Here is a 23798-nt window from a genome sequence, read left to right as displayed (position 1 = left end):
TTACTTCACCTCCTCAGTAGTGTCTTTTTTTACTCCTAAAGGATAGTATGGTATCATGTTATCTCTCAACCACTGCATTGCCTCTTTAGGCGACAGTCCCCAGTTAGTAGGGCATATTGAAAGAACCTCAACCAGTGAAAATCCCTTTCCTTCCAATTGATTTTGAAATGCTTTTTTTATAGCTTTTTTAGCTTTTAAAAGATGAGGTATAGTATCTACAGAAACTCTCTCCACATAACATGCTCCTGTAAGGGTGGATATCATTTCAGAAACCCTCACTGGATATCCAGCTATTTTTGTATCTCTTCCATAAGGAGTAGTCTCAGTAACTTGTCCCGGTAAAGTGGTTGGAGCCATTTGACCTCCAGTCATACCATAAATACAGTTATTCACAAATATAGTAGTCACATTTTCTCCCCTTGTAGCTGCATGAACTATTTCTGCAGTACCTATAGCTGCTAAATCTCCATCCCCTTGATAAGTAAATACTACACTATCAGGATTAGTTCTCTTTACACCTGTAGCAACTGCCGGTGCTCTTCCATGGGACGCTTCAAATACATCACAGGCAAAATAATTGTAGGCTAGAACTGAACATCCTACTGGTACAACTGCAATAGTTTTGTCCAATATCCCAAGCTCGTCTATTGCTTCTCCAACTAATTTGTGGATTACTCCATGAGTACACCCTGGACAGTAATGTGTCGGCACATCCAGCAGTGATTTTGGTGGTTCATATACTACAGTCATTATTTTTCCCCTCCTATCATGGCCTTAACCTTTTTTAAAATATCCGAAGGTTCTGGAACCATACCTCCAGATCTTCCATAAAAATCTACTGGTTTTCTACCGTTAGCTGCCAACTTTACATCATAGACCATCTGGCCACAGCTCATCTCTACAGACAGATAACCATGTTTTGTCTTATCTATAGTTTTTTCAAAAGCTTCAACTGGGAACGGCCACAAGGTTATCGGTCTTATCAATCCTATATTTATTCCCTCTTTTTTAGCCATCTTAATTACATTCTTGCATATTCTCGATGTAGTTCCATATGCCACTAATATCAGATCACATTCTTCATCACAATTATACAATTCATATCTAACTTCATTTTCTTTTATCCTCTTAAATTTCTCTTGAAGTTTGTTGTTGTGTTTCTCTAATTCCTCAGGTGCTAAGTACAGGGAGTTTATAATATTATGCTTCTTCCTTCCATTAAGGCCATTAGCTGCCCAGGTTTTCTCAGGTAATTTTCTCTGTGGTCTTTCTTTAAACTCCACAGGTTCCATCATCTGTCCGAGCATTCCATCTCCCATTACCATGCAGGGAGTCCTGTACATATCAGCCACGTCAAAGGCATCCTGTATTAAATCTATCATTTCCTGTATGGAAGCTGGTGCAAATACGGGCATATTATAATCTCCATGTCCACCGCCTTTTGTCGCCTGAAAATAATCTGATTGAGCTGGCTGTATGCTTCCAAGGCCTGGACCTCCTCTTACTATATTCATAATAAGACAGGGTAATTCCGCTGCTGCAATATATGATATACCTTCTGACTTCAAACTAATTCCAGGTGAGCTTGAAGATGTCATACACCTGACACCACTACCAGCTGCACCATAAACCATGTTTATAGCAGCTACTTCACTTTCAGCTTGAATAAAAACTCTATCTATCTTTGGCATAACCTTGGACATATAAGCTGCGACTTCTGTTTGCGGGGTAATGGGATATCCAAAAAAAGCTTTACATCCTGCTTTTACAGCTGCTTCACCTATGGCCTCATTGCCCTTCATTAATACCTTCTTTCCCATAAAAAGCCTACCTCCTTATTATTTTTCAACAGTTATTACACAGTCTGGACATATTCTAGCGCAAGATGCACATGCTACACATTCTTCCATTTTATCTTCTGGAACAGTAGCCGGATGATACCCTTTTGCATTTAACTTGGTGGAAAATGACACAATCTTTTTTGGACAGACTTCTATACAATGTCCACAGCCTTTGCATCTCTCTTCCCTAAAAGTTACTTTTGGCATGAGAAATCCCCTCCTAAAAATTTAGCTATTAAATAATTGTAATTGATTGTAATGTCTCTAGATAATAAATTTAACACCTTTAACTTTATATGAATTTTATTTCTAGCATATTGATTGTTTTAAAATACCTAATTTCCAAATATCCTATTCCCAGGGTGTCTTCATATAAATATCTATAGGAAATACTTTTGTATTTATCTTACCCTGAACTTCATCTGCTAGATCCTTCCTGCATACAGTATATGCATGGGGAATTTTCAATTTGCCAGATAATTTTTCAACCAGTTTATCCCCTTCCAGTATATCCGATACAGTAGTTTCATAGGACAAATTATTATTTGAAATGAGATGAGTTACTTTTAATCTAGATGAAGTTTCTATGAATTTTATATATCTTTCAGTATCCTCTTCATTTGAGGTCAACGGTCTTTTGTTATTAATTACATAATACATATCATAGGGTTCACTATTGAAAAATCTGTTAAATTGTCCAAGTGCTACAGCTCCTTGGTCATCTCCCCCTACATCAAAAAATGCCTGATAGCTTTTGTCATTGAATACTGAAAGCACTTCAGCAGGTATTACCATCAATTCTGCGTTCAATAGATTAGGATCTGATGATATAACTCTTACACCTTTTTTTTCTAGTTCATTTTTCAAACTTCTTGTACAAAAGTATGGATTTACTATATCTAAATCTACTATTGCTGTTTTTTTATTTTCATTTGCAGTATTTATTGCAGAATTAATAGCTATTTCAGTTTTACCACTTCCAAAATGACCTGTAAATATCTTAATTCTACTCATTTTATCACCTCATTTGAAGAACTTATACCCAACGTTGCGCATCTGGTAAACGGTTTCATATAGAGCATAAAACAATTCTATCCTTTAGGCAAAACATTTAAAATACCTGATAATTATCAAAAATATGAATAATAACTGTCAATTAAAGATTCATATGATTTTTTTATACTTTCTTAAATATATTATATCACAAATTTCTCACATTTCTAACTAATTATTTTATATTCTTTAATTTCTTCTCCATTCAAAGCTCTAAATCCCACTTGTGCCAGTTCCAACAGCTCATATCTTTCAGGAATACAAATCACAGATGAGATAAAAGATACCCTCTCTTTTAATTTATTTACCACATTTTCGCTGTAGGCTATGCCGCCTGTTAAAATTATAGCATTCACATCTCCCGAAAGAACCGCTGCACATTTTCCTATTTCTTTGGATACTTGAAGTATAAAGGCATCTAAAATTATTCGGGCCTTTTTGTCTCCCATATTCACCATCATCTCCAATTTCCTAAAATCATTTGTACCCAGGTAAGCCACCATTCCACCTTCTCCAGCTATTATTCTCTTCATCTTGTGGTAGCTATATTTGCAACTATAACAAAGATTTACCAGATCTCCTACCGGAATTCCACCAGCTCTTTCTGGAGTAAATGGTCCATCTCCATCCAATGCATTATTTACATCTACAACTCTCCCTCTTTTATGTGCCCCTACTGAGACTCCGCCGCCCATATGAGCAACTATCAAATTTAAATCTGCATAATCCATACCTATATCAGCAGCATATTTTTTCGCTACCGCTTTTTGATTCAAAGCATGAAATTTACTTTTCCTAGTTATATCAGGCATGCCTGATATCCTCGCTATGTCCCATAATTCATCTGCAGTAACTGAATTTATTGTAAATGCAGGTATTTTCAAAGGGCCTGCTATACTATCTGCTATTATAGCTCCTAAATTTGAAGCATGTTCACCCTGTATCCCCACTTTTAAATCCTCTATCATAGCTTCATTTATCCTATAAATTTTATCTTCTCTAAGATTTAAAAGACCACCCCTCCCAACAACTGCACTTAAGGTATTTAAATCAAAACTTCTTTTCCTCAATATTTTTAATACATCTTCTTTTCTGAACTGAAACTGGTCATAAACTCTATCATATTTATTTATGTAAGATGATGAATACATTATAGTTTCTTTCAATATCTCTTTTTTACCTTCACAAACATATACTTTAGTAGATGTAGAACCAGGATCAATCACTAAAATTCTGTATTCCATATTTTCCCTCCTCAAAATCCTATTGGCCGTTTCATTGATAATATGTACCTATGTAAAAGATACCTCTTCATCATAAATTTTTACCCTTTCTTTTCCCTGAAGTACTCTTAGCGCCCCTTGAGCTAAGGCCAGCATTTCAAGTTCACCTGGTATTATTTCAACAGGGGCAATAAAAGCTACCATATTTTTTATGACATTCGTAAGAACTCTACTATAAGCCATTCCTCCGGTTAATATTACCGCATCTACTTGTCCATTAAGATCCACTGACATGGCCCCTATTTCCTTAGCAATCTGATATGCCATTGCTTCAAGTATGAATTTAGCCTTTTTGTCCCCATTTTCAATCCTATTTGCTATTTCCTTACCATTATTAGTTCCCAAATAAGCTACAAGTCCTCCCCTACCTACTATTTTCTCTCTCAGTTCTTCACGGGTGTATTTACCGCTAAAGGCCAATTCTATTAAATCTCCACAGGGCAGAGTCCCTGCTCTTTCTGGTGAAAAAGGCCCTTCTTCATTGGCATTATTTGTATCAATTATTCTTCCATTCTTAACAGGAGATACAGATATGCCTCCACCTATGTGTGCAACCACAAAAGAGCTTCTGTCAAAATCTTTATGAAACTTACGGCATACTTTTCTACAAACGGCTTTGGTATTCAACGCATGAACGAGAGATTTTCTTACAATCTGTGGTATGCCTGATATTCTTGAAATGTCATCTATTTCATCTACTGCTACTGGATCCACTATAAATGCCTGTACGCCAGCTTTTTGGGCTATTATATTTGCAATAATTCCTCCTAAATTAGAGGCATGCTGTGCTTGATAACCTATCTTCAGATCCTCCAGCATTTTCTGCGTGACCTTATAGGTTCCTCCAGGCATAGAACGCAGCAGCCCTCCTCTCCCTACTACAGCAGACAATCTGTTTAATACTACATTGTTGGATCTAAGCCAATCTAATACAACTTCAGTGCGCATTTCCTTTTGAGCATATATGCTTTTAAACTTTTTTATTTTATCCACATCATGTAATATATTATCTGAAATTTTACATTTTTCATTTTCAAATAATGCTATTTTAGTTGATGTAGAACCAGGATTAATTACCAGTATAATATTGTCCATATAAAATACCCCCGTAAAATATATTCTTCAACAATCACATTTTACCAGATATATATTAAAAAGAAAACGTACCAGTATACCCACAACTGCTCAGAAAGGTCTATAGTTTTCAATTATGCTTTCCGCTGCCTTAATACCATCTACTGCAGCAGATACTATACCCCCTGCATATCCTGCACCTTCTCCACAGGGATATAGTCCACTTAAGGATATACTTTCAAAACTATTGTTTCTAAGTATTCTAACAGGCGCAGAAGTTCTAGTTTCAATACCTGTTATTACTCCATCACCCTCCGCATATCCGGGTATTTTCTTCTCAAAGTAGATAAAACCTTCCTTCAATCCTATAACTACCTTTGATGGAAGGCACTGTTTTAAATCTCTAAACTCATATCCCGGTCTGTAAGTAGGCTTTACTTCACCAAATCCAGTAGAAATTTTCTCCCTTATAAAATCCCTGATCAACTGCACCGGAGCAACGTAATTTCCTCCCCCTAATTTGTACGCTAACCTTTCATAATATCTTTGAAATTCCATACCTTTTAGAGGGGAATTACCTTGAAAATCATTCTCATCAACAGTTACTACCACAGCAGAATTTGCATTATCAAGATTTCTCTTATAATAGCTCATTCCATTAGTCGCAAGTGCCCCTTCTTCTGAAGCCGCAGATACAACTTCTCCTCCAGGACACATACAAAAACTGTAGACCCCTCTTCCACTTTTAGATTTATATGTAAGCCTATAATCTGCAGGGCCCAATTTAGGATGCCCTGCAAATTTCCCATATTGACTTATATCTATCATGTGCTGTGAATGCTCCACCCTAACACCTACAGCAAAAGCTTTGGGCTCCATGAATACTTTTCTTCTAAAAAGCATTTCATATGTATCTCTAGAACTGTGTCCTATAGCAAGTATTAAATTGCTGCAGGGAATTTCACTTCCATTTACAATTAGACCCTTTAATTTTTTGTTTTCTATCATTAAATCCTCCAGCCTGCTGTTAAATAGTATTTCTCCCCCTAATTTTAATATTTTATTTCTTATATTTTTAACCACAATTTTTAAGTTATCTGTTCCTATATGAGGCTTGCCATCATATGTAATTTCATCAGGGGCACCATATTTCGAAAATGTATCCAAAATAAAATCACATCTTTTATCCTTTATTCTAGTAGTCAATTTGCCATCGGAAAAAGTACCCGCTCCACCCTCTCCGAACTGAACGTTGGATTCTAAATTCAGCTTGCCGGTGGTCCAAAATCTATTTACTGTTTTTGCTCTATCTTCAATTTTTTCCCCTCTTTCTATTATAAGCGGTCTGTATCCTTTTCTTGCCAAAAGAAGGCCTGCAAACATACCTGCAGGCCCCATTCCAACAACTACAGGTCTGGAATCCATTTCCTTTCTCCCCGGAATTATTTTCCATCGTACAGTTCTTCCTTCTATTATTACATCTTTATCCACTGACTTTAATTTTTTTTCTGCTGAGCATACTACTTCTACAGAATAATTAAATTTTATACTGTTCTTTCTTCTGGCATCTATAGATCTTCTCAGTACTCTAAATTTTTCAATATCACTTTTACTTATTCTAAGTTTTTTTGCAGATTTACTTTTCAATTCTTCTAAATTTCCATCTATACCCATAATCAAATTATTAATTCTAATGGCCATTTTGTCCCTCCGACGTTTTTTTACTTATTTCTAAATTCACACTCTGCGGATTTTGAGATACTAATGTCAATCCCTGAGGTAGAGATATCACTACATTGGCGGAGTGAACCCCTTCATCCATCGAATCCGCATCTACAAAGCAAGCTATACTATTTTCATTTAGATTATTCAGAATACTATCAGATCCAGAAACTACTATCGATACACTCCCGCTGCTCAATTTGGCTGTATAATTGTCACTTAAATTCCTAACAAGTATATTCAAATTTAATTGCCTCTGCGATTCCCCATCAACTTTAAATGTACTCGAATTCAATTTTAATTGTATCACTCCATCACTATTTACTAATTTTACCCCTTCTGGAACTACTAACTTGATCTGTGTACTTTCTGCACTTCCTATTTTGCTTAAATCAACAGGCTCTGTATCTATTCCACTTATATTCTTTATCACACTTTCATTGCCAGCTATATCTACCTTATCCGGCACAGCAGTCATCAAATTAGTTTCCGAACCATTTATAGAATTACCACGAACTTTAATATTTACTGGAACGGTTTTTATTTTTCCAATAGGTATGACAACCTTAACAGCAGAAGGACTTATACTGGTATCTTTTATTAAATTTCCAGATACATCTTGAGGTTGAAGCGATAATGTTGTACTTATGTCATTTTGAGCATATTTTAAATCATATATAGCTGCAGCATATTTCACCGCATTTATTGAATCTTGAGCACCGCTTATTTTTGCTTTTTCTGTTTTCAAGACAGGATCTAGAGCATAATATCCTTCTTTGGGTTTTCCTCTTAGTATTATTTTTATGGATACAAATTTTTCCTTTAATTCGTCTAACTGTATTTTTATCCATAAATTTTGATTATTTATTATACTTATATTACTGGGGCTCTTTTTTACAGTTACCGGTATATTATTTTCTCCCTTTTTCATAACATAAGCACTTAAATCCGAGTTCAATTGAAAATCACTGGGCCTTACTGAATATACATCAGAAGCATTTCCTTTTATTACGAGAGATACATTAGGCTGTTCATTACCCACCTGAACAAGCTTTGATTGAGCAAGTACATTTTTATTTACTATAGTTACAGGAACTACAATTTTTCTTTCTGTCATAGGGTTTTCTATATTAAATATATATAACCATAAGATAAATGCAGCAATAACACAGCATACTTTTATTAAGATCTGGTTCTTTTTATTTTCTTCTTCCACTCAATCACCCTCTCTCTCCATGTGAACTTTTTTTGAAATCTTCTTTTCATTATATTAATAAGAATTTTTTTAAGTCTATCCTTAGTATAATTCCTTATTAATTTTCCATTAACGGCAAAAGAGATAGTTCCTGTTTCCTCAGAAACTACTATAATCAGGGCATCAGAATTTTCTGATATACCAAGGGCTGCTCTATGTCTTGTACCTAATTTTTTATTCAATTCATTATTATTTGTAAGAGGCAAAAAACACCCCGCTGACACTATTCTGTCATTTCTTATTATAGTTGCCCCATCATGCAAAGGTGTATTTACTACAAATATATTCTCTAAAAGAGCCGAAGATACTACAGCATCTATTTTAGTCCCTGTATTTATTATATCTTCAAGTCCTGTAATCTGTTCAATTACAATGAGAGCTCCTGTTTTGCTCTTCGATAAATTATCTACAGAATTTACAACTTCTGTTACAACTCTTTCCATTACCTCTTCATCCTGTAATATATGTTTATCATTAAAGGCTGTTCTTCCAAGATGTTCAAGTGCACGGCGAATTTCAGGCTGAAATATAATAACAAAAGAAAGAACACCTATAGTCAGCGTTTTTGTAAGTATCCAGTTAAGCATTACCAAATGAAAAAAGCTGCTTATGGGTATAAGAAATATTATAAGCACAATTCCCTTTAAGAGCTGCTCGGCTCTAGTTTCTTTTATAAGCATATACACTTTATAAAGTATGTATGATACCACTAATATATCCACAATAGACCACAAACTTATATTCCTTACTGAATTAACTATTATTTGCAATAATTCCACCCGTTCCACCGTCCTATAAAAATATCTCTTAATAATTATACACTATTTAATATTGTTTATATCAATACTTTAAAGTATTTTAAAAAAATTTTAATAAAATGTATTTTATTTTAATAAATGGGTACAATATCATTGACCTAAGTTTAAATAAAAAACACGGGGAAACCAGTAATATTGGGGTGAATCGTATTATACGTAGGTTATGCCTTTACCGAACCCGTCAGCTAACCCCGCCGGTAATAAGGAGATGATTTGATTTGAAAAAATTTTTTTATTTTATTATTCTCTTTTTGATGCTATTTATGCCATTACAGAATGTAAGCTCATGTACTCTCAACAATGCAAACTCCACTTTATTTAATGAACAGGAGGAGGTTGTACAGGTATTTAACTACTCTGACCAAAAGATACCTATAACACAAGATGATGTAAATTTAATGGCTAAGGTAGTTTATGCCGAAAGTAATTGTGAACCCTTTGAAGGTAAGGTGGCAGTGGCTTCTGTAATACTCAACAGATTACAATATCCGGAATTCCCAAAAACAGTAAAGGGAGTAGTAACACAAAAAGGAGCTTTTTCCTGTGTCAGAAATGGAACTATAGATGTAGTAGCAAACAAAGATAGTTATAATGCAGTCTTACAGGCATTAAAAGGAGTAGATCCAACTAATAAGTCTATTTTTTTCTATAATCCTAAAATAGCTACATCTCAATGGATGAAAAATATACGCAAAAAAAATGTCAAATCTATAGGAAATCACGTATTTTTTGTAGTAAATTAAATAAAGAGGTGTACTTTTGCAAAATAAACTTGCAGAAGTACACTTTTTTATAAAACTTATTTATTCAATTCACCATTAACTTTTCATTGTAATTTGAAATTATGAATCACTTAAATTATCTAAATACGAAACGGCATTTAACGCCGCTATCTGCCCCTGGCCCACAGCTTTCATGTATTGATAGGGTTTTCCGGCACAATCTCCGGCTGCAAAACACCCTGGTATATTCGTATTCATATTTACGTCTATTTTCACATGATTATCTTGCATAGCAATTCCTGGAACAAGCTGTGCCGGTGAAATACTGTCCTTTAATACAAATACTCCATCTGTAATTATTTCTCTATCCTTCAAAAGTACCTTTTCCACTTTTTCTTTTCCATATATTTCTAGTTCTTTGCCTCTTACTACTTCTATATCCCCATCCAATTTTAATTTATCTCTATACATAGGTACATAATAGACCTTTTTAACCAGTTCATTTACATAGTTAGCCTCTTTCTCAGCTTCTTTGTTATATCCTATAATAGTCACAATCTTTCCCTTATATAGAGGAGCATCACAAGTAGCACAATACCCTACCCCTCTTCCCAAAAACTTCTCCTCTCCCCTTAAAGGTTTAGTATATTCAATACCAGTAGCCAATACAATAGTTTTTGCCTCATACATTTTTTTGTTGACCATAAGGCCGAAATATTCACCCATGGCATATATTTCATTTATTCTCTCTAAAATTATATTTATATTCATAGATTTTATATGTTTCTCAAACTTATCTTTTAGCTGCAGTCCCGTTATATCTGGAAGTCCAAGATAATTTTTGATTTGGGCAGCTTTCACCAGCTTTTCACTAAGTTCCGCATTTCCAAAGAGAATAATATTTTTATTCCTTATCTTAGCATTGATTGCTGCAGAAAGTCCTGCTGGCCCACTGCCCACTATGGCAATATCATATCTAGAATCCACTTGTATACACCTCCTGATCCATTTACCGCTATAATTAAAATGACAAATCAACAGTGTCAATTTGTCATTTTAGCATGTTTAGATTTTTGACAACTATCCACAATTAAACATGTTTTTTCAAAACATCTTTTATAGTATCCTTTGGTCTAAATCCAATAAACTTATCTACTATATTTCCATCTTTAAATACCATGACAGTTGGAATACTGGCAATTTTGAATTGGGCTGCAGTAACTGGGTTTTCATCTACATTCAGCTTAAAAAACTTTGCTTTTCCCTGCATTTCATCTGAAACCTCCTCTATTACAGGTGACAGCATTTTACAAGGTCCACACCAAGAAGCCCAGAAATCAACAACTACAGGAGTAGATGAATTTTTAATTGAGCTGGAAAAATCTGAATCCTTTATTTCTTCTACCATTATTCTTCCTCCTTACAAATTATAGGGATATTTCCCCTAATTATATTTTACCTGAATGATTAGCCACTGTAATTTCTCATTTTTTCTTTAAGGTTGAAAATAGCAGTGCTTCATCAAATTTAGATAACAATTTTATTATTTGTCTAGTAACTAATTTTTAGTCTTTATTTAACCATTTAAAATATCGTCTATTACAGAATTATTGTAAATGGATGTTGGATATTTATTTACTAATTTTTGGGCATAATTTTTGGATATATTCATATTCATACCTTTATATAGAACAGCAAGCCTATACAAAACTGTATCTTCATAGCTTCCCTCAGAAAAGCTCTTATCATACTGAGAATAATACTTTAATGCACTGCTAGAATCTCCTGATAAATCAATAGACCTTGCAAGGAAATATGTTATATGAGGGTATAAATAACTTTTAGTTCCAACTACATAGGCTTTCTTAAAATAAGAAACAGCATTATTATGATCTCCACTGTCCAAATATTTACTACCTAAATTATAAAAATACAAACATCCATCTTCACTTAGGATCTTATAAGCTGTTAATAGAATTTTCTTATCATTCGGATTTAGCTTCTTGTCTTTCCATTTAACAAATTGCAAGTACATAGAATTATAATCTTTATTCTGTATATAATTCTCCATATTTTTCTTCGGAAAAACATCCACATTGCCTACGTTTTGATTGTTTTTTAAACTATTTTTCACTTTTTCCACTTTGACCACATTATCTTTGCTTTCAGAATTATTTCTAAAATTCAATCTACCACTGTAAATACACACCCACCATAGAGATGCTGCAAATAAAACAACTACAAAAATACATACTACTTTTTTTATATTTAATCCTTTTTTTATAACATCCATGTCTTTAAGCAATTTCATACTTTTTTTTGCCTGAGGGTTATCCACATCCACTTTAAAAACATTATTTATCTTCTCCAGTGCCTTATTGTAGCTGCCTCTTTTTATGTGGCACAGTGCACTGCAATTATTTACTTCGATATAATTAAAATCACTTTCAGCACATTTTTCAAGCAGCATCAATGCTTCATTTATTCTCAATTCTTTGATTAACATTAGAGCTCTTTTATATAGATCAAATCTTGTATCATCATCTTTCGAGCCTTCAATATATTTTTGAGCCACTTCATCATTGTTGACTTTATAATTCATGTTCCAAATTTTTCTTGCATTCAATAAGTCACCTTTCAAATATAGTAAAAGTCCCTTTAAGTTAATAGCTGCTTTATTTTTTATATTTATAGATATACTTTTATCACATAATTCTAATGAGCGTTTTATACATCCCTTATTATATTTATCCAGAGCCTTATTATATATTTTTTGAGACTTATTCATTTATTTTATATACCACTTTCCCATCAGAATTTTTTACTTCCATTTCGCCATTTAATTCTGTATTAAAAGAATTGATGACCCAATCTTCTACATGAGATTTATTGTATGCATCATCATCATATACATTTACTTTTAGATTTACATTACTTCCACTTTTTTGTACGGATATTATCTGCTGTTTTTTACTAGGTGTTTTTATCAACAGTACAACTTCATTCCTACCTACATTTAACATATACAAATCTCCTCCTTTTGACATCGTGCCATGAGAAGATCCTATAATGACAAAAATATTTTCACTGTCAGCCCATTCCAAATATTTAGGAGATATTGCAGTGTTCCCTTCAATTTGAAAACTGTAAATTTTTTGTCCATTTTTTACTATTATTCTTCCCTGTCCCTCTTCCAATGCACTGCTACCTTTTCCCTCTATGCAAGCACTATAACTTCCATCTTCAGAGCTTTTCCAGGGAGTATTAAAATTTATTTTAGTATCACTGCTCAATTCCTTTTTTGAAAATTTTATTCCTTCTGAATTCTTAGCAACAGTATTTGATTCTATACTGTTTTTGGGCTTTTCAACTTCTCTATTCTCATTGCTTGTACTATTTGAGTTAGTTTTCTCAGAACCGGTGGAATTATTTTTAGATACATTTTTTGTAGAATCAGAGTTGTTTTTGCTGTCAGAGCATCCAGTAAACCCCATGGCTAAAATGACTGATAGTATACATATTAAATAACCAAATTTTTTAATTTTCATATAATATTCCTCCCAATACAAAGTAACACAATCGTGCATTATATTATAGACATATGGAAAACCACAGCTCAATTGGATATTTAATTAAATTATACCATAATAAATATATACTAAAAACTACCGATATTCATAAATATATCAGTAGTTTTTAAAATTAATTTTCCATTATAATCTGTTTGGCTTTCAACATGGAGGAGGCACTCATGGAAAATTCATCTAAGCCATACTTTACTAAAATGGGTATGGAATTTTCATCTCCCGCCATTTCGCCACACATTGCACATGGTTTTCCTCTCCTATGGGCAGCATCTATAGTATTTTTTATGAGCTTTAATACGGCAGGATGCATTGGATCATACAGATAAGATACTTTTTCATTCATTCTGTCTGCTGCTAAAGTATACTGTATCAAATCATTAGTTCCAATACTAAAAAAATCCACATATTTAGACAATTCTGCTGCCTCTAAGGCAGCAGATGGTACTTCTATCATTATTCCAGTTCCCAAATTTCTATTAAACTCCAGTTTTTCCTCTTCAAGTTCCTCCATACATTGCCTTAATACATTCTTAGCCTGTAAAAATTCTTTTACAGAGCTTATCATGGGAAACATTATTTTTAAATTTCCAAAAGCCGATGCCCTGAGCATTGCCCTCAATTGAGGTTTAAATATATCCTCTCTGTCGAGACAAAGTCTTATGGCCCTGTATCCCAAAAAAGGATTCATTTCTTCAGGAAGCAGCAGATAAGAAAGTTTCTTATCTCCACCTATATCTAAAGTTCTTATAACCACAGGTTTGTTTCCCATTTTTTCCACTACATATTTATAAGCTTCAAATTGTTCTTCTTCTGGCGGCATATCTCCTCTATTCATATATAAGAATTCTGTTCTAAAAAGTCCTATACCTTCACCTCCATTTTTCAATACCTGTTCCACATCTTGAGGTTTACCTATATTGGCAAGAACTTTTACTTTTCTACCTGACTTCGTAATGGTCTCCACATCTCTTAGAGGCCTAAGCTTTTCTATTTCCATATTATAAACTTTTATTTTAGATTTGTACTCTTTTATTGTATTCTCATCAGGATTAATTATAACATTGCCTTCAACGCCATCTACAATCACAATATCTCCATCCTTAACTAAATCCGTTATATTCATAGTACCTACTACCGCCGGTATTTCAAGAGTCCTGGCCATAATAGCACTATGTGAAGTCCTGCCTCCAATATCTGTAACAAATGCTGATATCTTGCTCTTATCCAGCTGTGCAGTATCCGAAGGTGTCAAATCATGAGCCACTATTACCACTTTGTCATTTTTAATTTTATTCAAAAAAGATCCACGTCCTGTAAGGTTGGCAAATATTCTATCTCCAACATCTTTTACATCAGCACCTCTTTCCTTAATGTATTCGTCTTTCATGGAATTAAAAATTTTCATATAAGAGTTTACTACCTCATAAAGGGCTACTTCTGCATTTATATGATCTGTTTTTATTCTCACTTTCACAGCACCTGTAAATTCTTCATCCTTTAAAAGCATGATATGACTTTCAAATACTTCTGCTTTATCCCTTCCCATTTCCCTTTCAGATTTTATTTTTATTTTCTCAAGCTGCTTTCTGGATAAATCCAGAGCTTTCTGAAATCTTTTTTCTTCCTTATCGACGTCCTTTACATACCTTTTTTTTACATTTATCTTGCTTTCCCTTTTTATGAGTACACTACCTATTGCATAACCTTTAGAAGCAGGTATACCTTTTTTCATAAGTTTCTCTCCTAAGATCTTTTATTTTATTAAATTATACTATTTAAGCAAGTCTTGAAATTCTTTTGAATTTTTCACTGGTTCAAAATCTTTTTCATCTTTCGCTATATCCTTAACATCTGAAGACATATCTATAGCTATCTTAAGAAATTTAACCGTATTTTGAACATCTCCTCGCCTCCCATATATACTGGCTTTTCCATAATAACTCCAAATATATTTCTCTATTTCGAGATCTTTATCATACCAGTTAAGCGCATCATCATATTTGCCGTAAAGTTCATAGGCAAGCGCCTTATTAAATCGCGCATAGCCAAAATCAGGATTAAGTTCAAGAGCTTTATCTATATTTTTCATTCCTTCTTCATAGTTACCGCTGTAACAAAGTGCAATTCCTTTTATATTATAAGCCTTGTAGAATTCATTATTTTGACTTATAATCTCATTTGCTTTACCTATAGCTTTAGAATATTCTTTATTTCTAAAAAACTCCTCTGCAGTTTTACACTCTTCTTCCAATTTGTTGTGTTCGTTCTCTTTATTCTCAGCTGCACCAGTGTTATTATTGCTATCTTTTATCACAGTGTCCTGAGTGACATCTTTACGTGTATTTTCCAATGCAGCTTTATTTTTATTATTCCAATATGAAGTCTTCATAACCAAAACCACAGCAAAAATACATAAGATACAAAATATTATCACCTTAGTCTTTAGAGAAAATCTTCCAAATAATTTTGTACCTATGCCCTTCCTATTTTTATAAGCCATGTACTTTCCTCCTAAAAAACGCAAATAAGTATTTCAGAACAATTATCATCTGGAACACTTATCATTTATGCATTGACTATATGGTTATTTATATTATACTTTCTCTATGAGAAGTTTACAAGTTCAAATTATACCAATACATTCTTCTAATTGTATTAGTTTCACTTTTGATATTTAAGATCAATTATCTTTGACTTTAATGCTTTAACTGAATTGTCATCAAGACTATATAAAAACTTCATTATACATTTATTGTCCACATTGTGCCGCTGAACATCTCTATACCTTCCTGGTGATACTATAAGAACATCTGCATCATTTATAATCTTTATAATTTCCTGTTCATTTGCAGAATTAGTAAATTGAATGTCTATATTTCCAAGCCCGGCTTTTTCTAATGCACCCCTGGCTTTAAACATAAATTCATTCGAGATACATATAAATGCAAACTTAGTACCTTCAGAATACCTGGCAATCTTAACTATGGTTTCCAAATCTACATTTATTGCCACTCCTATTATTTCCTTTTGAAATCTTTTAGTCAATTTAACAACTTCATTGACATGATTAAAGGTTGCTATTATAACTTGACTCTTTTCTATAATTTTTTTAGTAGAATCACTTATATTTCTTATATCATCAAGAGTAAATGGAATTACATTCATATTTGTACTTTCCATGATCTGTTTGCTGAACATTCTGGATTGTTCAATATTACATTCCACATATACAGCAGTTATTTTACTCATAAGTTCTTTCTTTTCTCTTACTCTTTGAATCACAATTTCCAAAAACTCATTAGCATCCATCCCAGATTCTATTGCCTCTTCAAATCCAAGATCAATAAATTTCATTATTTTCTGCCTTATATCCTGAGCTTTCCAGGGATTAGCTTCCTCCGCCACAAAAGTTCCTCTTCCCTGATAGGACTTTAAGACCCCCTCTTGTTCTAATTCATCATAAGCTGTACTCACAGTATTTCTACTCACTTTAAGCTTTTCGGACAGTTCCCTTTCTGTAGGCATTTTCTCTCCTACTTTCAATTTACCCCGGTTTATCAAATTCATTATTGTCTTTTTTACCTGCAAATATAGTGGTATTTCACTGTCTTTATCTATTTTAATCTCTATAATCATCACCCCAAAATCACTAAATTAATAGCTTAAAACATTGCTTTACCTACAGAATACCATAATGCAGGGTAAAAATCAATTAGCTGTTTTGCATTAATTTACAATCTTCAGAAAAATCACTATAATGACCTTACTTGGAACTCATTAATTCCACAATTAGAAATTAAGCTTATTAAAAAGAGCAGATTTAAAACCTGCTCTTTTTAATTTGACGAAATCTCAATTAGAAATATAATATTTATCAATAGATTTAGCTATAGATTCTGCTATTTTATCTTGATATTCATCCTTAATCAATTTATTCTTTTCTTCAGCATTAGATAAAAAACCACATTCTATCAATACAGAAGGTATATCGTATTTGCATCTAAGTACCTTATATGAATTCAATGCGGCTTTTTCTTTTCTGTTATTGTTTTTATCTAAATCATTAATTAAATTGTTCTGAAGGATAGCAGCTAGTTTTTTACTATTTTCATTTTTTGAATACCATACCTGTGCCCCATAATATTTAGATTGAGGAAACATATTCAAGTGTATGCTTATAAACATATCACATTTTGTACTTTCTTTCAATTTACATCTGTTATTTAAATCCTCAATTTTTTTCTTTCTAACTCTACCTTCTTCAGTATAAAGACCATTGTCCCCTTCTCTAGTCATAAATATTTTATAACCTCTTTTTGTTAACTTATTCTTAAGTTTATTACTTATTTTTAAATTTATTTCCTTTTCCATCACTCCATCTTTTGATACCGCACCGCTGTCAATACCTCCATGTCCAGGATCTATGAGAATTATATTTTTATTATCGCATCCAGCAGCAGTGTCATAGCTTCCTAAAACCCTGGCAGAACTGAAAATATCAATACTAAATGTAAGTAATAATATTAACAATATAGTAAAATTGGTTTTTTTCTCCTTCATACCACTTATATCAACTCCTTATAATAGTCTGAAAGCTTTACTATATATCTTTACCTACATCTTTAAGAAATATTAATAAAATTTACACTAAATTAAAAAGCTTCTAGAGATAAAAGTAAGAATACCTTTTACCTCTAGAAGCTTAGACATAATTCCATTATCTCTTTGAAAATTGTGGAGCTCTTCTGGCCTTTTTAAGACCATATTTCTTTCTCTCTTTCATTCTAGGATCTCTAGTTAAAAAGCCTGCTTTTTTAAGTTCTAATCTTAAATTTTCATCTGCTTTCAACAGCGCTCTTGATATGCCATGTCGTATAGCTCCAGCCTGGCCAGTAAAGCCTCCACCATGAACATTCACCAGAACATCAAACTTACCGGCAGTTGAAGTTAATTCAAATGGTTGATTAACTATAACTCTTAAAGTTTCCAATCCAAAATAATCTTCTATACTTCTTTTATTTATAATTACTTTACCCTCTCCAGGTACAAGTCTAACTCTTGCTATTGATTCTTTTCTTCTTCCTGTTCCGCAATATTGAACTTTAGCCATTTTTTATCCTCCCTTCAGTCTCCAATTAATATCTTAATTCCAATACTTCTGGCTTCTGAGCCTCATGATTGTGCTCACTGCCTCTGTATACCTTCAACTTTTTCAACATCTGTCTTCCAAGTACTCCTTTTGGAAGCATTCTTCTGACAGCTTCTTGAAATACAAATTCAGGTTTTTTTGTCAATGCATCTCTATAGGGAATTTCTTTTAGTCCACCTGGATATAATGTGTGATGTCTCAGCATTTTTTGATCCAGTTTTTTCCCAGTCAGAACTACTTTCTCAGCATTTATTATTATTACAAAATCTCCCGTATCCACATGTGGTGTAAATATAGGCTTATTTTTACCTCTCAATATGGATGCAACTTGACTCGCTACTCTTCCAAGTGGTTTTCCCGCAGCATCGACAATGTACCATTTTCTTTCAATCTCATTGGGTTTTGCTATATATGATTTCATCTTTCCCGTTAAAAAATAACGGTTCTCAACTCCTCTCTTAATTAACTTCTCTTTTAATTTAATAATTTTAATACACGCTTCTCTATAGAAAGATCCGGGGCTAGTGGATCCTTTATAATCAAAATTACAAACATTTATATTATAATACAATGATCCTGGCGTGTCAATTAATAAAACACCTTCTCAAGACAAAGACCCCTTGCTGGAACAGGTTTACCTGCCCTTGATCTGTCCTTTGATTCCAAAATATATTTCACATCCTCGGGTTTAAATCTTCCCACTCCTACTTCCAAAAGAGTTCCCACCATTATCCTTACCATATTATACAAAAATCCATTTCCTATTACATTGAATTTAATCAATTTTCCCTCTTGTACAACTGTCATTTCACTTATAGTTCTAACAGAAGATCTCACTGAACCTCCTTTTTTCTTAAAAGCAGAAAAATCATGCATTCCCAAAAAATATTTACATGCTATTTTAATCTTTTCTATATCCAATTTTCTTCTAAAATAGTAGACATATTGTCTTCCTATAACAGGCCTGTTGTTCCCTGTTATTATAGTATAGACATATTTTTTGCCTATACTGTGAAATCTGGCATGGAAATTATCATCCATTCTTTCGGATTTTAGTACAACTATGTCTTCTGGAAGTACTCCATTCAATACCATTTTAAAGTTAGTTGCAGGTATTTTACTGTCCGTAAAAAAATTACACACAAATTCTTTAGCATGAACTCCCGCATCAGTTCTACTGGAACCTATGGTTTCTGAGAAACTACCTGTAGTTTCTCTAATTGCATCTTCCAGCTTTTCCTGAACAGTAACAGCATTTTTTTGTCTCTGCCAACCAGAATAATTGGTACCATCGTATTGTATTGTCAATTTAATATTTTTCATCAATGCCACCACATTCTACCTAGTACAGAAATAAATACTAATACTGCAGTGCATGCTGATGCTATAAAATCTCTATTGGTCAATTTAAGCTGTTTCATTCTGGTCCTGCCTTCTCCACCTCTATAACATCTGGCCTCCATAGCCATGGCCAATTCATCTGCCCGCCTAAAAGAGCTTATAAAAAGTGGAACTAAAATTGGTACAAGACTTTTAGCTCTCTGAATAATACTTCCTGACTGAAAATCTGCTCCTCTTGCCATCTGTGCTTTCATTATTTTATCCGTTTCATCCATTAAAGTAGGTATAAATCTGAGAGCAATAGTCATCATCATAGCTAGCTCATGAGCAGGTACACCTATTTTTTTCATCGGATTTAAAAGTTTTTCTATGCCATCAGTCAATTCAATTGGAGATGTAGTCAATGTTAGAAGCGATGTTCCCACAATTAAAAATATAAGTCTGATAGTCATAAATGCAGCCATAATCAATCCTTCTCTATATACAACTAAAAACTTCCATTTAAATATTGGTGGATTGACTCCGCCGGTCATAAACATATTTAATATTGCAGTTATAAGTACCAAAATAAATATGGGCTTAAGCCCTCTATATATATATACAAATTGTACCCTAGATACAAGTATTGAAATTACAGTAAATGCTACTATAAATATATACCCTTTAAAGCTGTTCACTATAAACAAATCCACAATATATATTAAAGATATCAATATCTTAACTCTCGGATCCAATTTATGAACAAAAGAATCTCCAGGTATATACTGTCCTATCGTAATATCTTTAATCATTTGCCAGCTCTCCTAACTTTTATTCAGTATTTTAAGCAGTTCTTCTTTTGCTTGCTCTACAGTAAACACATCTTTTGATATATTAATTCCCTTTTCCCTAAGCTTTTTTACCATATAAGTTACTTGCGGTACTGCAAGCCCCACATTTTCTAAAACATCAACTCTATTAAAAACTTTTGCTGGTGATCCATCCAATATACACTTTCCCTTATTCATTACTATTATTCTATCTGCAAGTTTAGCTACATCTTCCATACTATGTGACACAAGTATTATAGTCATATTGTATTCATCATGTAAACTCCTTATTTCTCCTAGGATATCATCTCTTCCCTTGGGATCAAGGCCTGCAGTAGGTTCATCTAGTATAAGTACTTTAGGTTCCATAGCAACTACTCCAGCTATGGCAACTCTTCTTTTCTGTCCGCCACTTAATTCAAAAGGAGATTTGTCCTTATACTCTTCATATTCTAGCCCAACCATATTCATAGCTCTTTTTACTCTTTTAACTATATCATCATTGGTTAATCCCAAATTCTTAGGCCCAAAAGCAATATCTTTTTCTATGGTTTCTTCAAACAATTGGTATTCTGGATATTGAAATACAAGTCCAACTTTTTTTCTGATAAAATTCAAATTGATCTTTTTTTCGGTAATATCCACACCATCTATTATGATCTTTCCTGAAGTTGGTTTTAAAAGACCATTTATGTGCTGAATAAGTGTAGATTTTCCTGAGCCGGTGTGTCCTATAAGAGCAACAAATTCTCCATCTTTAATTTCAATATCTATATTATCCAATGCCTTTTTTTCAAAAGGCGAACCTTTCATATATACATGAGTTAAATTTTCTATTTTAATTGACATAATTCACTCACCATCTCATCTATAGTTAATATATCGGTTCTAATATTGACTCCACTATTTCTGAGTTCATAAGCTAATTCAGTTATCTGAGGCACATCAAGTCCAATATCTTTCATTTTAGCTACTTGACTAAATATATTTCTCGGAGAACCCTCCATTATAATTTTACCTTTATCCATGACAATTATCCTATCAGCATCAACTGCTTCCTCCATATAATGAGTAATAAGAATCACAGTCATACCATACTTACTGTTTATCTCTTTTATTGTATTCAGTACTTCCTTCCTACCTGAAGGATCCAACATTGCAGTAGATTCATCAAATATTATACAATCCGGTCTCATAGCAAGTACCCCAGCAATAGCTACTCTTTGTTTCTGCCCTCCTGAAAGCAAATGAGGTGCATGTTTTCTATATTCATACATATGTACTCTTTTTAAACATTCATTAACTCTCAATCTTATTTCCTCAGGTGGCACACCTAAATTTTCCGGTCCAAAAGCAACATCTTCTTCCACAATAGTTGCAACTATCTGATTATCGGGATTTTGAAAAACCATTCCTGCTTTATTTCTAATACTCCAGGTATTTTTCTCATCTGACGTATCCAACCCCTCTACATACACTTTACCGCTAGTTGGATTTAACAACGCATTCATATGCTTTGCTATGGTAGACTTTCCCGAACCATTTCTTCCCAAAATCACAAGAAATTCTCCCTTTTCTACTTGAAGACTAACGTCATCTATGGCAAATTTAGAATTCCCCTTATCACTGTCCTCATACCTATATTTTACTTTTTCACATAATATCATCTTTTTTTCCATAGAAACACCTCGCTAATTGGATAAGCGCTTTAATATCATAATAGAAAAACAGGGATTAAGCTAACTTACTTAATCCCTCCATATTCCCTCCATATTATACTAACTCTAGTATAACTAACTCAGCTCCATCGCCTCTTCTTGGACCTATTTTATACATTCTGGTGTAACCGCCATTTCTTTCAGCATACTTAGGAGCTATATCAGTAAATAAATTTTTTACAACTTCTTCTTCAGTTACGAAAGAAAGTACTTGTCTCCTAGCATGAAGATCTCCTCTTTTGGCAAGAGTTATCATTTTTTCTGCTATATTTCTCGTTTCCTTCGCCCTTGTTCCCGTTGTCTGTATCTTTCCATGTTTAAGAAAACTAGTAACAAGATTTCTAAGCATAGCTCTTCTTTGATCAGATGGTCGCCCTAACTTACGGTACTGTGCCATTTATATCCCTCCTTACTACTGTTGTTATTAAATAATCCTATCAGAATTTATCTCCAAATTTTTAATCTTCGTTTTGCTTTAGCGATAATCCCAGAGCATCAAGTTTTTGTTCAACTTCTTCTAAGGACTTTTTACCTAAGTTTCTAACTTTCATCATATCATCCATAGTTCGCTCAGTTAATTCCTGTACTGTATTTATGCCAGCTCTTTTTAAACAATTATAGCTTCTTACAGAAAGCTCTAACTCCTCTATTGCCATCTCAAGGACTTTTTCTTTCTTATCTTCTTCTTTTTCAACCATTATCTCTACATTATTAGCATGATCAGTTAAAGTCATGAATAACTTAAAATGCTCTATAAGAATTTTAGCAGATAAACTTACAGCCTCATCCGGCAATATAGTTCCATTTGTCCACACTTCCAAGGACAATTTATCGTAATCAGTTATCTGGCCAACTCTCGTATTTTCTACAGCAAAATTAACTCTTCTAATAGGTGTATATATTGAATCTACAGGGATTGTACCTATTGGCATATTTTCAGATTTATTTCTTGCCTGAGAAACATATCCCCTACCGCTATTTACGGTAATTTCTATATAGAGCTTAGCATCTTCATCCAGAGTAGCTATATGTAAATCTTTATTGATTATTTCGACATCGCCATCTGTCCTTATATCTCCCGCTATAACTTCTCCTGGGCCCTGAGCATCTATATATATTGTTTTAGGACCTTCTCCATTCATTTTTAAAGCTAATTCCTTTATATTTAAGATTAGCTCTGCTACATCTTCCTTTACCCCACGTACAGTTGAAAACTCATGAAGCACACCATCTATTTTTATATAGTTAGCAGCCACTCCTGGAAGTGAAGAGAGAAGAATCCTTCTAAGTGCATTTCCAAGAGTAATACCATAACCTCTCTCCAGCGGTTCTACTACAAATTTTCCGTAGCTACCATCTTCGCTAGTTTCAACACATTCAATTTTGGGTTTTTCTATTTCTAACATGAATATAACCCTCCTTCTAT

The 23798-nt window shown here is 33.3% G+C and carries 26 protein-coding genes and 1 riboswitch; of the genes, 1 reads left to right on the top strand and 25 read right to left on the bottom strand.

What is annotated here, in order from left to right; all coding sequences use genetic code 11:
• From ACFHWD_RS11670 to cdaA, 9 genes are all read right to left on the bottom strand, one after another.
• Positions 1 to 750, bottom strand: a complete 750-nt coding sequence (locus ACFHWD_RS11670; protein WP_378061989.1) for a thiamine pyrophosphate-dependent enzyme — start codon at positions 748 to 750, stop codon at positions 1 to 3.
• On the bottom strand, positions 750 to 1820 hold the full coding sequence (locus ACFHWD_RS11665) for a 3-methyl-2-oxobutanoate dehydrogenase subunit VorB (protein ID WP_150355377.1): 1071 nt from the start codon (positions 1818 to 1820) through the stop codon (positions 750 to 752). Before ACFHWD_RS11665 ends, ACFHWD_RS11670 begins: the two co-directional genes overlap by 1 nt.
• 18 nt (positions 1821 to 1838) lie before the next feature.
• Complete coding sequence (locus ACFHWD_RS11660) at positions 1839 to 2048, bottom strand: 4Fe-4S dicluster domain-containing protein (protein ID WP_150355378.1); 210 nt, start codon at positions 2046 to 2048, stop codon at positions 1839 to 1841.
• 144 nt (positions 2049 to 2192) lie between these two features.
• Positions 2193 to 2855, bottom strand: a complete 663-nt coding sequence (locus ACFHWD_RS11655; protein ID WP_150355379.1) for an ATP-binding protein — start codon at positions 2853 to 2855, stop codon at positions 2193 to 2195.
• A gap of 206 nt (positions 2856 to 3061) precedes the next feature.
• Positions 3062 to 4138 carry a butyrate kinase gene (gene buk / locus ACFHWD_RS11650; RefSeq protein WP_378061986.1) on the bottom strand — a complete coding sequence of 359 codons (1077 nt, stop codon included), beginning with the start codon at positions 4136 to 4138 and terminating at the stop codon, positions 3062 to 3064.
• A gap of 48 nt (positions 4139 to 4186) precedes the next feature.
• Positions 4187 to 5272, bottom strand: a complete 1086-nt coding sequence (gene buk, locus ACFHWD_RS11645) for a butyrate kinase (RefSeq protein WP_378061984.1) — start codon at positions 5270 to 5272, stop codon at positions 4187 to 4189.
• A 90-nt stretch (positions 5273 to 5362) separates the two neighbouring features.
• A complete protein-coding gene (locus ACFHWD_RS11640) occupies positions 5363 to 6952 on the bottom strand; it encodes an NAD(P)/FAD-dependent oxidoreductase (RefSeq protein WP_150355382.1) in 1590 nt (529 codons plus the stop codon).
• Positions 6942 to 8189 (bottom strand): YbbR-like domain-containing protein, encoded by a 1248-nt coding sequence (locus ACFHWD_RS11635; RefSeq protein ID WP_150355383.1) that lies wholly within the window; start codon positions 8187 to 8189, stop codon positions 6942 to 6944. Before ACFHWD_RS11635 ends, ACFHWD_RS11640 begins: the two co-directional genes overlap by 11 nt.
• Positions 8156 to 9007: a diadenylate cyclase CdaA gene (cdaA, locus tag ACFHWD_RS11630; protein WP_150355384.1), complete on the bottom strand. Its 852-nt coding sequence runs from the start codon at positions 9005 to 9007 to the stop codon at positions 8156 to 8158. Before cdaA ends, ACFHWD_RS11635 begins: the two co-directional genes overlap by 34 nt.
• A 124-nt stretch (positions 9008 to 9131) precedes the next feature.
• Positions 9132 to 9261: riboswitch (cyclic di-AMP (ydaO/yuaA leader) on the top strand.
• Positions 9262 to 9264: 3 nt separating this feature from the next.
• Here cdaA and ACFHWD_RS11625 point away from each other — a divergent pair.
• Positions 9265 to 9789: a cell wall hydrolase gene (locus ACFHWD_RS11625; RefSeq protein ID WP_150355385.1), complete on the top strand. Its 525-nt coding sequence runs from the start codon at positions 9265 to 9267 to the stop codon at positions 9787 to 9789.
• Between the two features lie 99 nt (positions 9790 to 9888).
• On the opposite strand, the gene ACFHWD_RS11620 is transcribed toward ACFHWD_RS11625, so the two are convergent.
• The 16 genes from ACFHWD_RS11620 to ACFHWD_RS11545 all read right to left on the bottom strand — a co-directional run bounded on the left by ACFHWD_RS11620 (position 9889) and on the right by ACFHWD_RS11545 (position 23778).
• Entirely contained in the window at positions 9889 to 10755 is an 867-nt protein-coding gene (locus ACFHWD_RS11620; RefSeq protein WP_150355386.1) for an NAD(P)/FAD-dependent oxidoreductase, read from the bottom strand.
• Between the two features lie 103 nt (positions 10756 to 10858).
• Entirely contained in the window at positions 10859 to 11176 is a 318-nt protein-coding gene (gene trxA / locus ACFHWD_RS11615; RefSeq protein WP_150355387.1) for a thioredoxin, read from the bottom strand.
• A 168-nt stretch (positions 11177 to 11344) separates the two neighbouring features.
• The gene (locus ACFHWD_RS11610; RefSeq protein WP_150355388.1) at positions 11345 to 12556 is read right to left on the bottom strand and encodes a tol-pal system YbgF family protein; all 1212 of its coding nucleotides are present in this window, start codon (positions 12554 to 12556) and stop codon (positions 11345 to 11347) included.
• Positions 12549 to 13316, bottom strand: a complete 768-nt coding sequence (locus ACFHWD_RS11605; protein ID WP_150355389.1) for a DUF4652 domain-containing protein — start codon at positions 13314 to 13316, stop codon at positions 12549 to 12551. Before ACFHWD_RS11605 ends, ACFHWD_RS11610 begins: the two co-directional genes overlap by 8 nt.
• Before the next feature lie 154 nt (positions 13317 to 13470).
• Positions 13471 to 15087 carry a phosphoenolpyruvate--protein phosphotransferase gene (gene ptsP / locus ACFHWD_RS11600; RefSeq protein WP_229981518.1) on the bottom strand — a complete coding sequence of 539 codons (1617 nt, stop codon included), beginning with the start codon at positions 15085 to 15087 and terminating at the stop codon, positions 13471 to 13473.
• Between the two features lie 39 nt (positions 15088 to 15126).
• Entirely contained in the window at positions 15127 to 15855 is a 729-nt protein-coding gene (locus tag ACFHWD_RS11595) for a tetratricopeptide repeat protein (protein WP_150355391.1), read from the bottom strand.
• Positions 15856 to 16016: 161 nt separating this feature from the next.
• Positions 16017 to 16991, bottom strand: coding sequence for a GntR family transcriptional regulator (locus tag ACFHWD_RS11590; protein WP_150355392.1), 975 nt, complete (start codon positions 16989 to 16991; stop codon positions 16017 to 16019).
• Positions 16992 to 17207: 216 nt separating this feature from the next.
• Complete coding sequence (cwlD, locus tag ACFHWD_RS11585) at positions 17208 to 17915, bottom strand: N-acetylmuramoyl-L-alanine amidase CwlD (protein ID WP_150355393.1); 708 nt, start codon at positions 17913 to 17915, stop codon at positions 17208 to 17210.
• 157 nt (positions 17916 to 18072) lie between these two features.
• The gene (gene rpsI / locus ACFHWD_RS11580; RefSeq protein ID WP_150355394.1) at positions 18073 to 18465 is read right to left on the bottom strand and encodes a 30S ribosomal protein S9; all 393 of its coding nucleotides are present in this window, start codon (positions 18463 to 18465) and stop codon (positions 18073 to 18075) included.
• Between the two features lie 25 nt (positions 18466 to 18490).
• Positions 18491 to 18925, bottom strand: a complete 435-nt coding sequence (rplM, locus tag ACFHWD_RS11575; protein ID WP_229981519.1) for a 50S ribosomal protein L13 — start codon at positions 18923 to 18925, stop codon at positions 18491 to 18493.
• Positions 18926 to 19092: 167 nt separating this feature from the next.
• Positions 19093 to 19827, bottom strand: coding sequence for a tRNA pseudouridine(38-40) synthase TruA (gene truA / locus ACFHWD_RS11570; RefSeq protein ID WP_150355396.1), 735 nt, complete (start codon positions 19825 to 19827; stop codon positions 19093 to 19095).
• On the bottom strand, positions 19827 to 20636 hold the full coding sequence (locus tag ACFHWD_RS11565) for an energy-coupling factor transporter transmembrane protein EcfT (RefSeq protein WP_150355397.1): 810 nt from the start codon (positions 20634 to 20636) through the stop codon (positions 19827 to 19829). Before ACFHWD_RS11565 ends, truA begins: the two co-directional genes overlap by 1 nt.
• Positions 20637 to 20648: 12 nt before the next feature.
• Complete coding sequence (locus ACFHWD_RS11560; protein WP_150355398.1) at positions 20649 to 21503, bottom strand: energy-coupling factor transporter ATPase; 855 nt, start codon at positions 21501 to 21503, stop codon at positions 20649 to 20651.
• Positions 21488 to 22333, bottom strand: a complete 846-nt coding sequence (locus ACFHWD_RS11555; RefSeq protein ID WP_150355399.1) for an energy-coupling factor transporter ATPase — start codon at positions 22331 to 22333, stop codon at positions 21488 to 21490. The genes ACFHWD_RS11560 and ACFHWD_RS11555 overlap by 16 nt, the downstream gene beginning before the upstream one ends.
• Before the next feature lie 94 nt (positions 22334 to 22427).
• Positions 22428 to 22769, bottom strand: coding sequence for a 50S ribosomal protein L17 (gene rplQ, locus ACFHWD_RS11550; protein ID WP_150355400.1), 342 nt, complete (start codon positions 22767 to 22769; stop codon positions 22428 to 22430).
• Between the two features lie 61 nt (positions 22770 to 22830).
• Positions 22831 to 23778, bottom strand: a complete 948-nt coding sequence (locus tag ACFHWD_RS11545; protein WP_150355401.1) for a DNA-directed RNA polymerase subunit alpha — start codon at positions 23776 to 23778, stop codon at positions 22831 to 22833.
• Positions 23779 to 23798 lie beyond the last annotated feature (20 nt).

Origin of the sequence: Clostridium sp. MT-14, assembly GCF_042436595.1 — a bacterium.
GTDB classification, from domain to species: Bacteria; Bacillota; Clostridia; order Clostridiales; family Clostridiaceae; genus Clostridium_B; species Clostridium_B aromativorans.
Note: the sequence above shows the minus strand (reverse complement) of the source record. Positions and strands in the feature narration are given on the sequence as shown.

Bases quoted from the DNA above. Each gene is read 5' to 3' on its own strand.
- ACFHWD_RS11670 (WP_378061989.1), bottom strand. From the start codon at position 750: ATGACTGTAGTATATGAACCACCAAAATCACTGCTGGATGTGCCGACA.
- ACFHWD_RS11665 (WP_150355377.1), bottom strand. From the start codon at position 1,820: ATGGGAAAGAAGGTATTAATGAAGGGCAATGAGGCCATAGGTGAAGCA.
- ACFHWD_RS11660 (WP_150355378.1), bottom strand. From the start codon at position 2,048: ATGCCAAAAGTAACTTTTAGGGAAGAGAGATGCAAAGGCTGTGGACAT.
- ACFHWD_RS11655 (WP_150355379.1), bottom strand. From the start codon at position 2,855: ATGAGTAGAATTAAGATATTTACAGGTCATTTTGGAAGTGGTAAAACT.
- buk (WP_378061986.1), bottom strand. From the start codon at position 4,138: ATGGAATACAGAATTTTAGTGATTGATCCTGGTTCTACATCTACTAAA.
- buk (WP_378061984.1), bottom strand. From the start codon at position 5,272: ATGGACAATATTATACTGGTAATTAATCCTGGTTCTACATCAACTAAA.
- ACFHWD_RS11640 (WP_150355382.1), bottom strand. From the start codon at position 6,952: ATGGCCATTAGAATTAATAATTTGATTATGGGTATAGATGGAAATTTA.
- trxA (WP_150355387.1), bottom strand. From the start codon at position 11,176: ATGGTAGAAGAAATAAAGGATTCAGATTTTTCCAGCTCAATTAAAAAT.
- ACFHWD_RS11610 (WP_150355388.1), bottom strand. From the start codon at position 12,556: ATGAATAAGTCTCAAAAAATATATAATAAGGCTCTGGATAAATATAAT.
- ACFHWD_RS11605 (WP_150355389.1), bottom strand. From the start codon at position 13,316: ATGAAAATTAAAAAATTTGGTTATTTAATATGTATACTATCAGTCATT.
- ptsP (WP_229981518.1), bottom strand. From the start codon at position 15,087: ATGAAAAAAGGTATACCTGCTTCTAAAGGTTATGCAATAGGTAGTGTA.
- ACFHWD_RS11595 (WP_150355391.1), bottom strand. From the start codon at position 15,855: ATGGCTTATAAAAATAGGAAGGGCATAGGTACAAAATTATTTGGAAGA.
- ACFHWD_RS11590 (WP_150355392.1), bottom strand. From the start codon at position 16,991: ATGATTATAGAGATTAAAATAGATAAAGACAGTGAAATACCACTATAT.
- cwlD (WP_150355393.1), bottom strand. From the start codon at position 17,915: ATGAAGGAGAAAAAAACCAATTTTACTATATTGTTAATATTATTACTT.
- rpsI (WP_150355394.1), bottom strand. From the start codon at position 18,465: ATGGCTAAAGTTCAATATTGCGGAACAGGAAGAAGAAAAGAATCAATA.
- rplM (WP_229981519.1), bottom strand. From the start codon at position 18,925: ATGAAATCATATATAGCAAAACCCAATGAGATTGAAAGAAAATGGTAC.
- truA (WP_150355396.1), bottom strand. From the start codon at position 19,827: ATGAAAAATATTAAATTGACAATACAATACGATGGTACCAATTATTCT.
- ACFHWD_RS11565 (WP_150355397.1), bottom strand. From the start codon at position 20,636: ATGATTAAAGATATTACGATAGGACAGTATATACCTGGAGATTCTTTT.
- ACFHWD_RS11560 (WP_150355398.1), bottom strand. From the start codon at position 21,503: ATGTCAATTAAAATAGAAAATTTAACTCATGTATATATGAAAGGTTCG.
- ACFHWD_RS11555 (WP_150355399.1), bottom strand. From the start codon at position 22,333: ATGGAAAAAAAGATGATATTATGTGAAAAAGTAAAATATAGGTATGAG.
- rplQ (WP_150355400.1), bottom strand. From the start codon at position 22,769: ATGGCACAGTACCGTAAGTTAGGGCGACCATCTGATCAAAGAAGAGCT.
- ACFHWD_RS11545 (WP_150355401.1), bottom strand. From the start codon at position 23,778: ATGTTAGAAATAGAAAAACCCAAAATTGAATGTGTTGAAACTAGCGAA.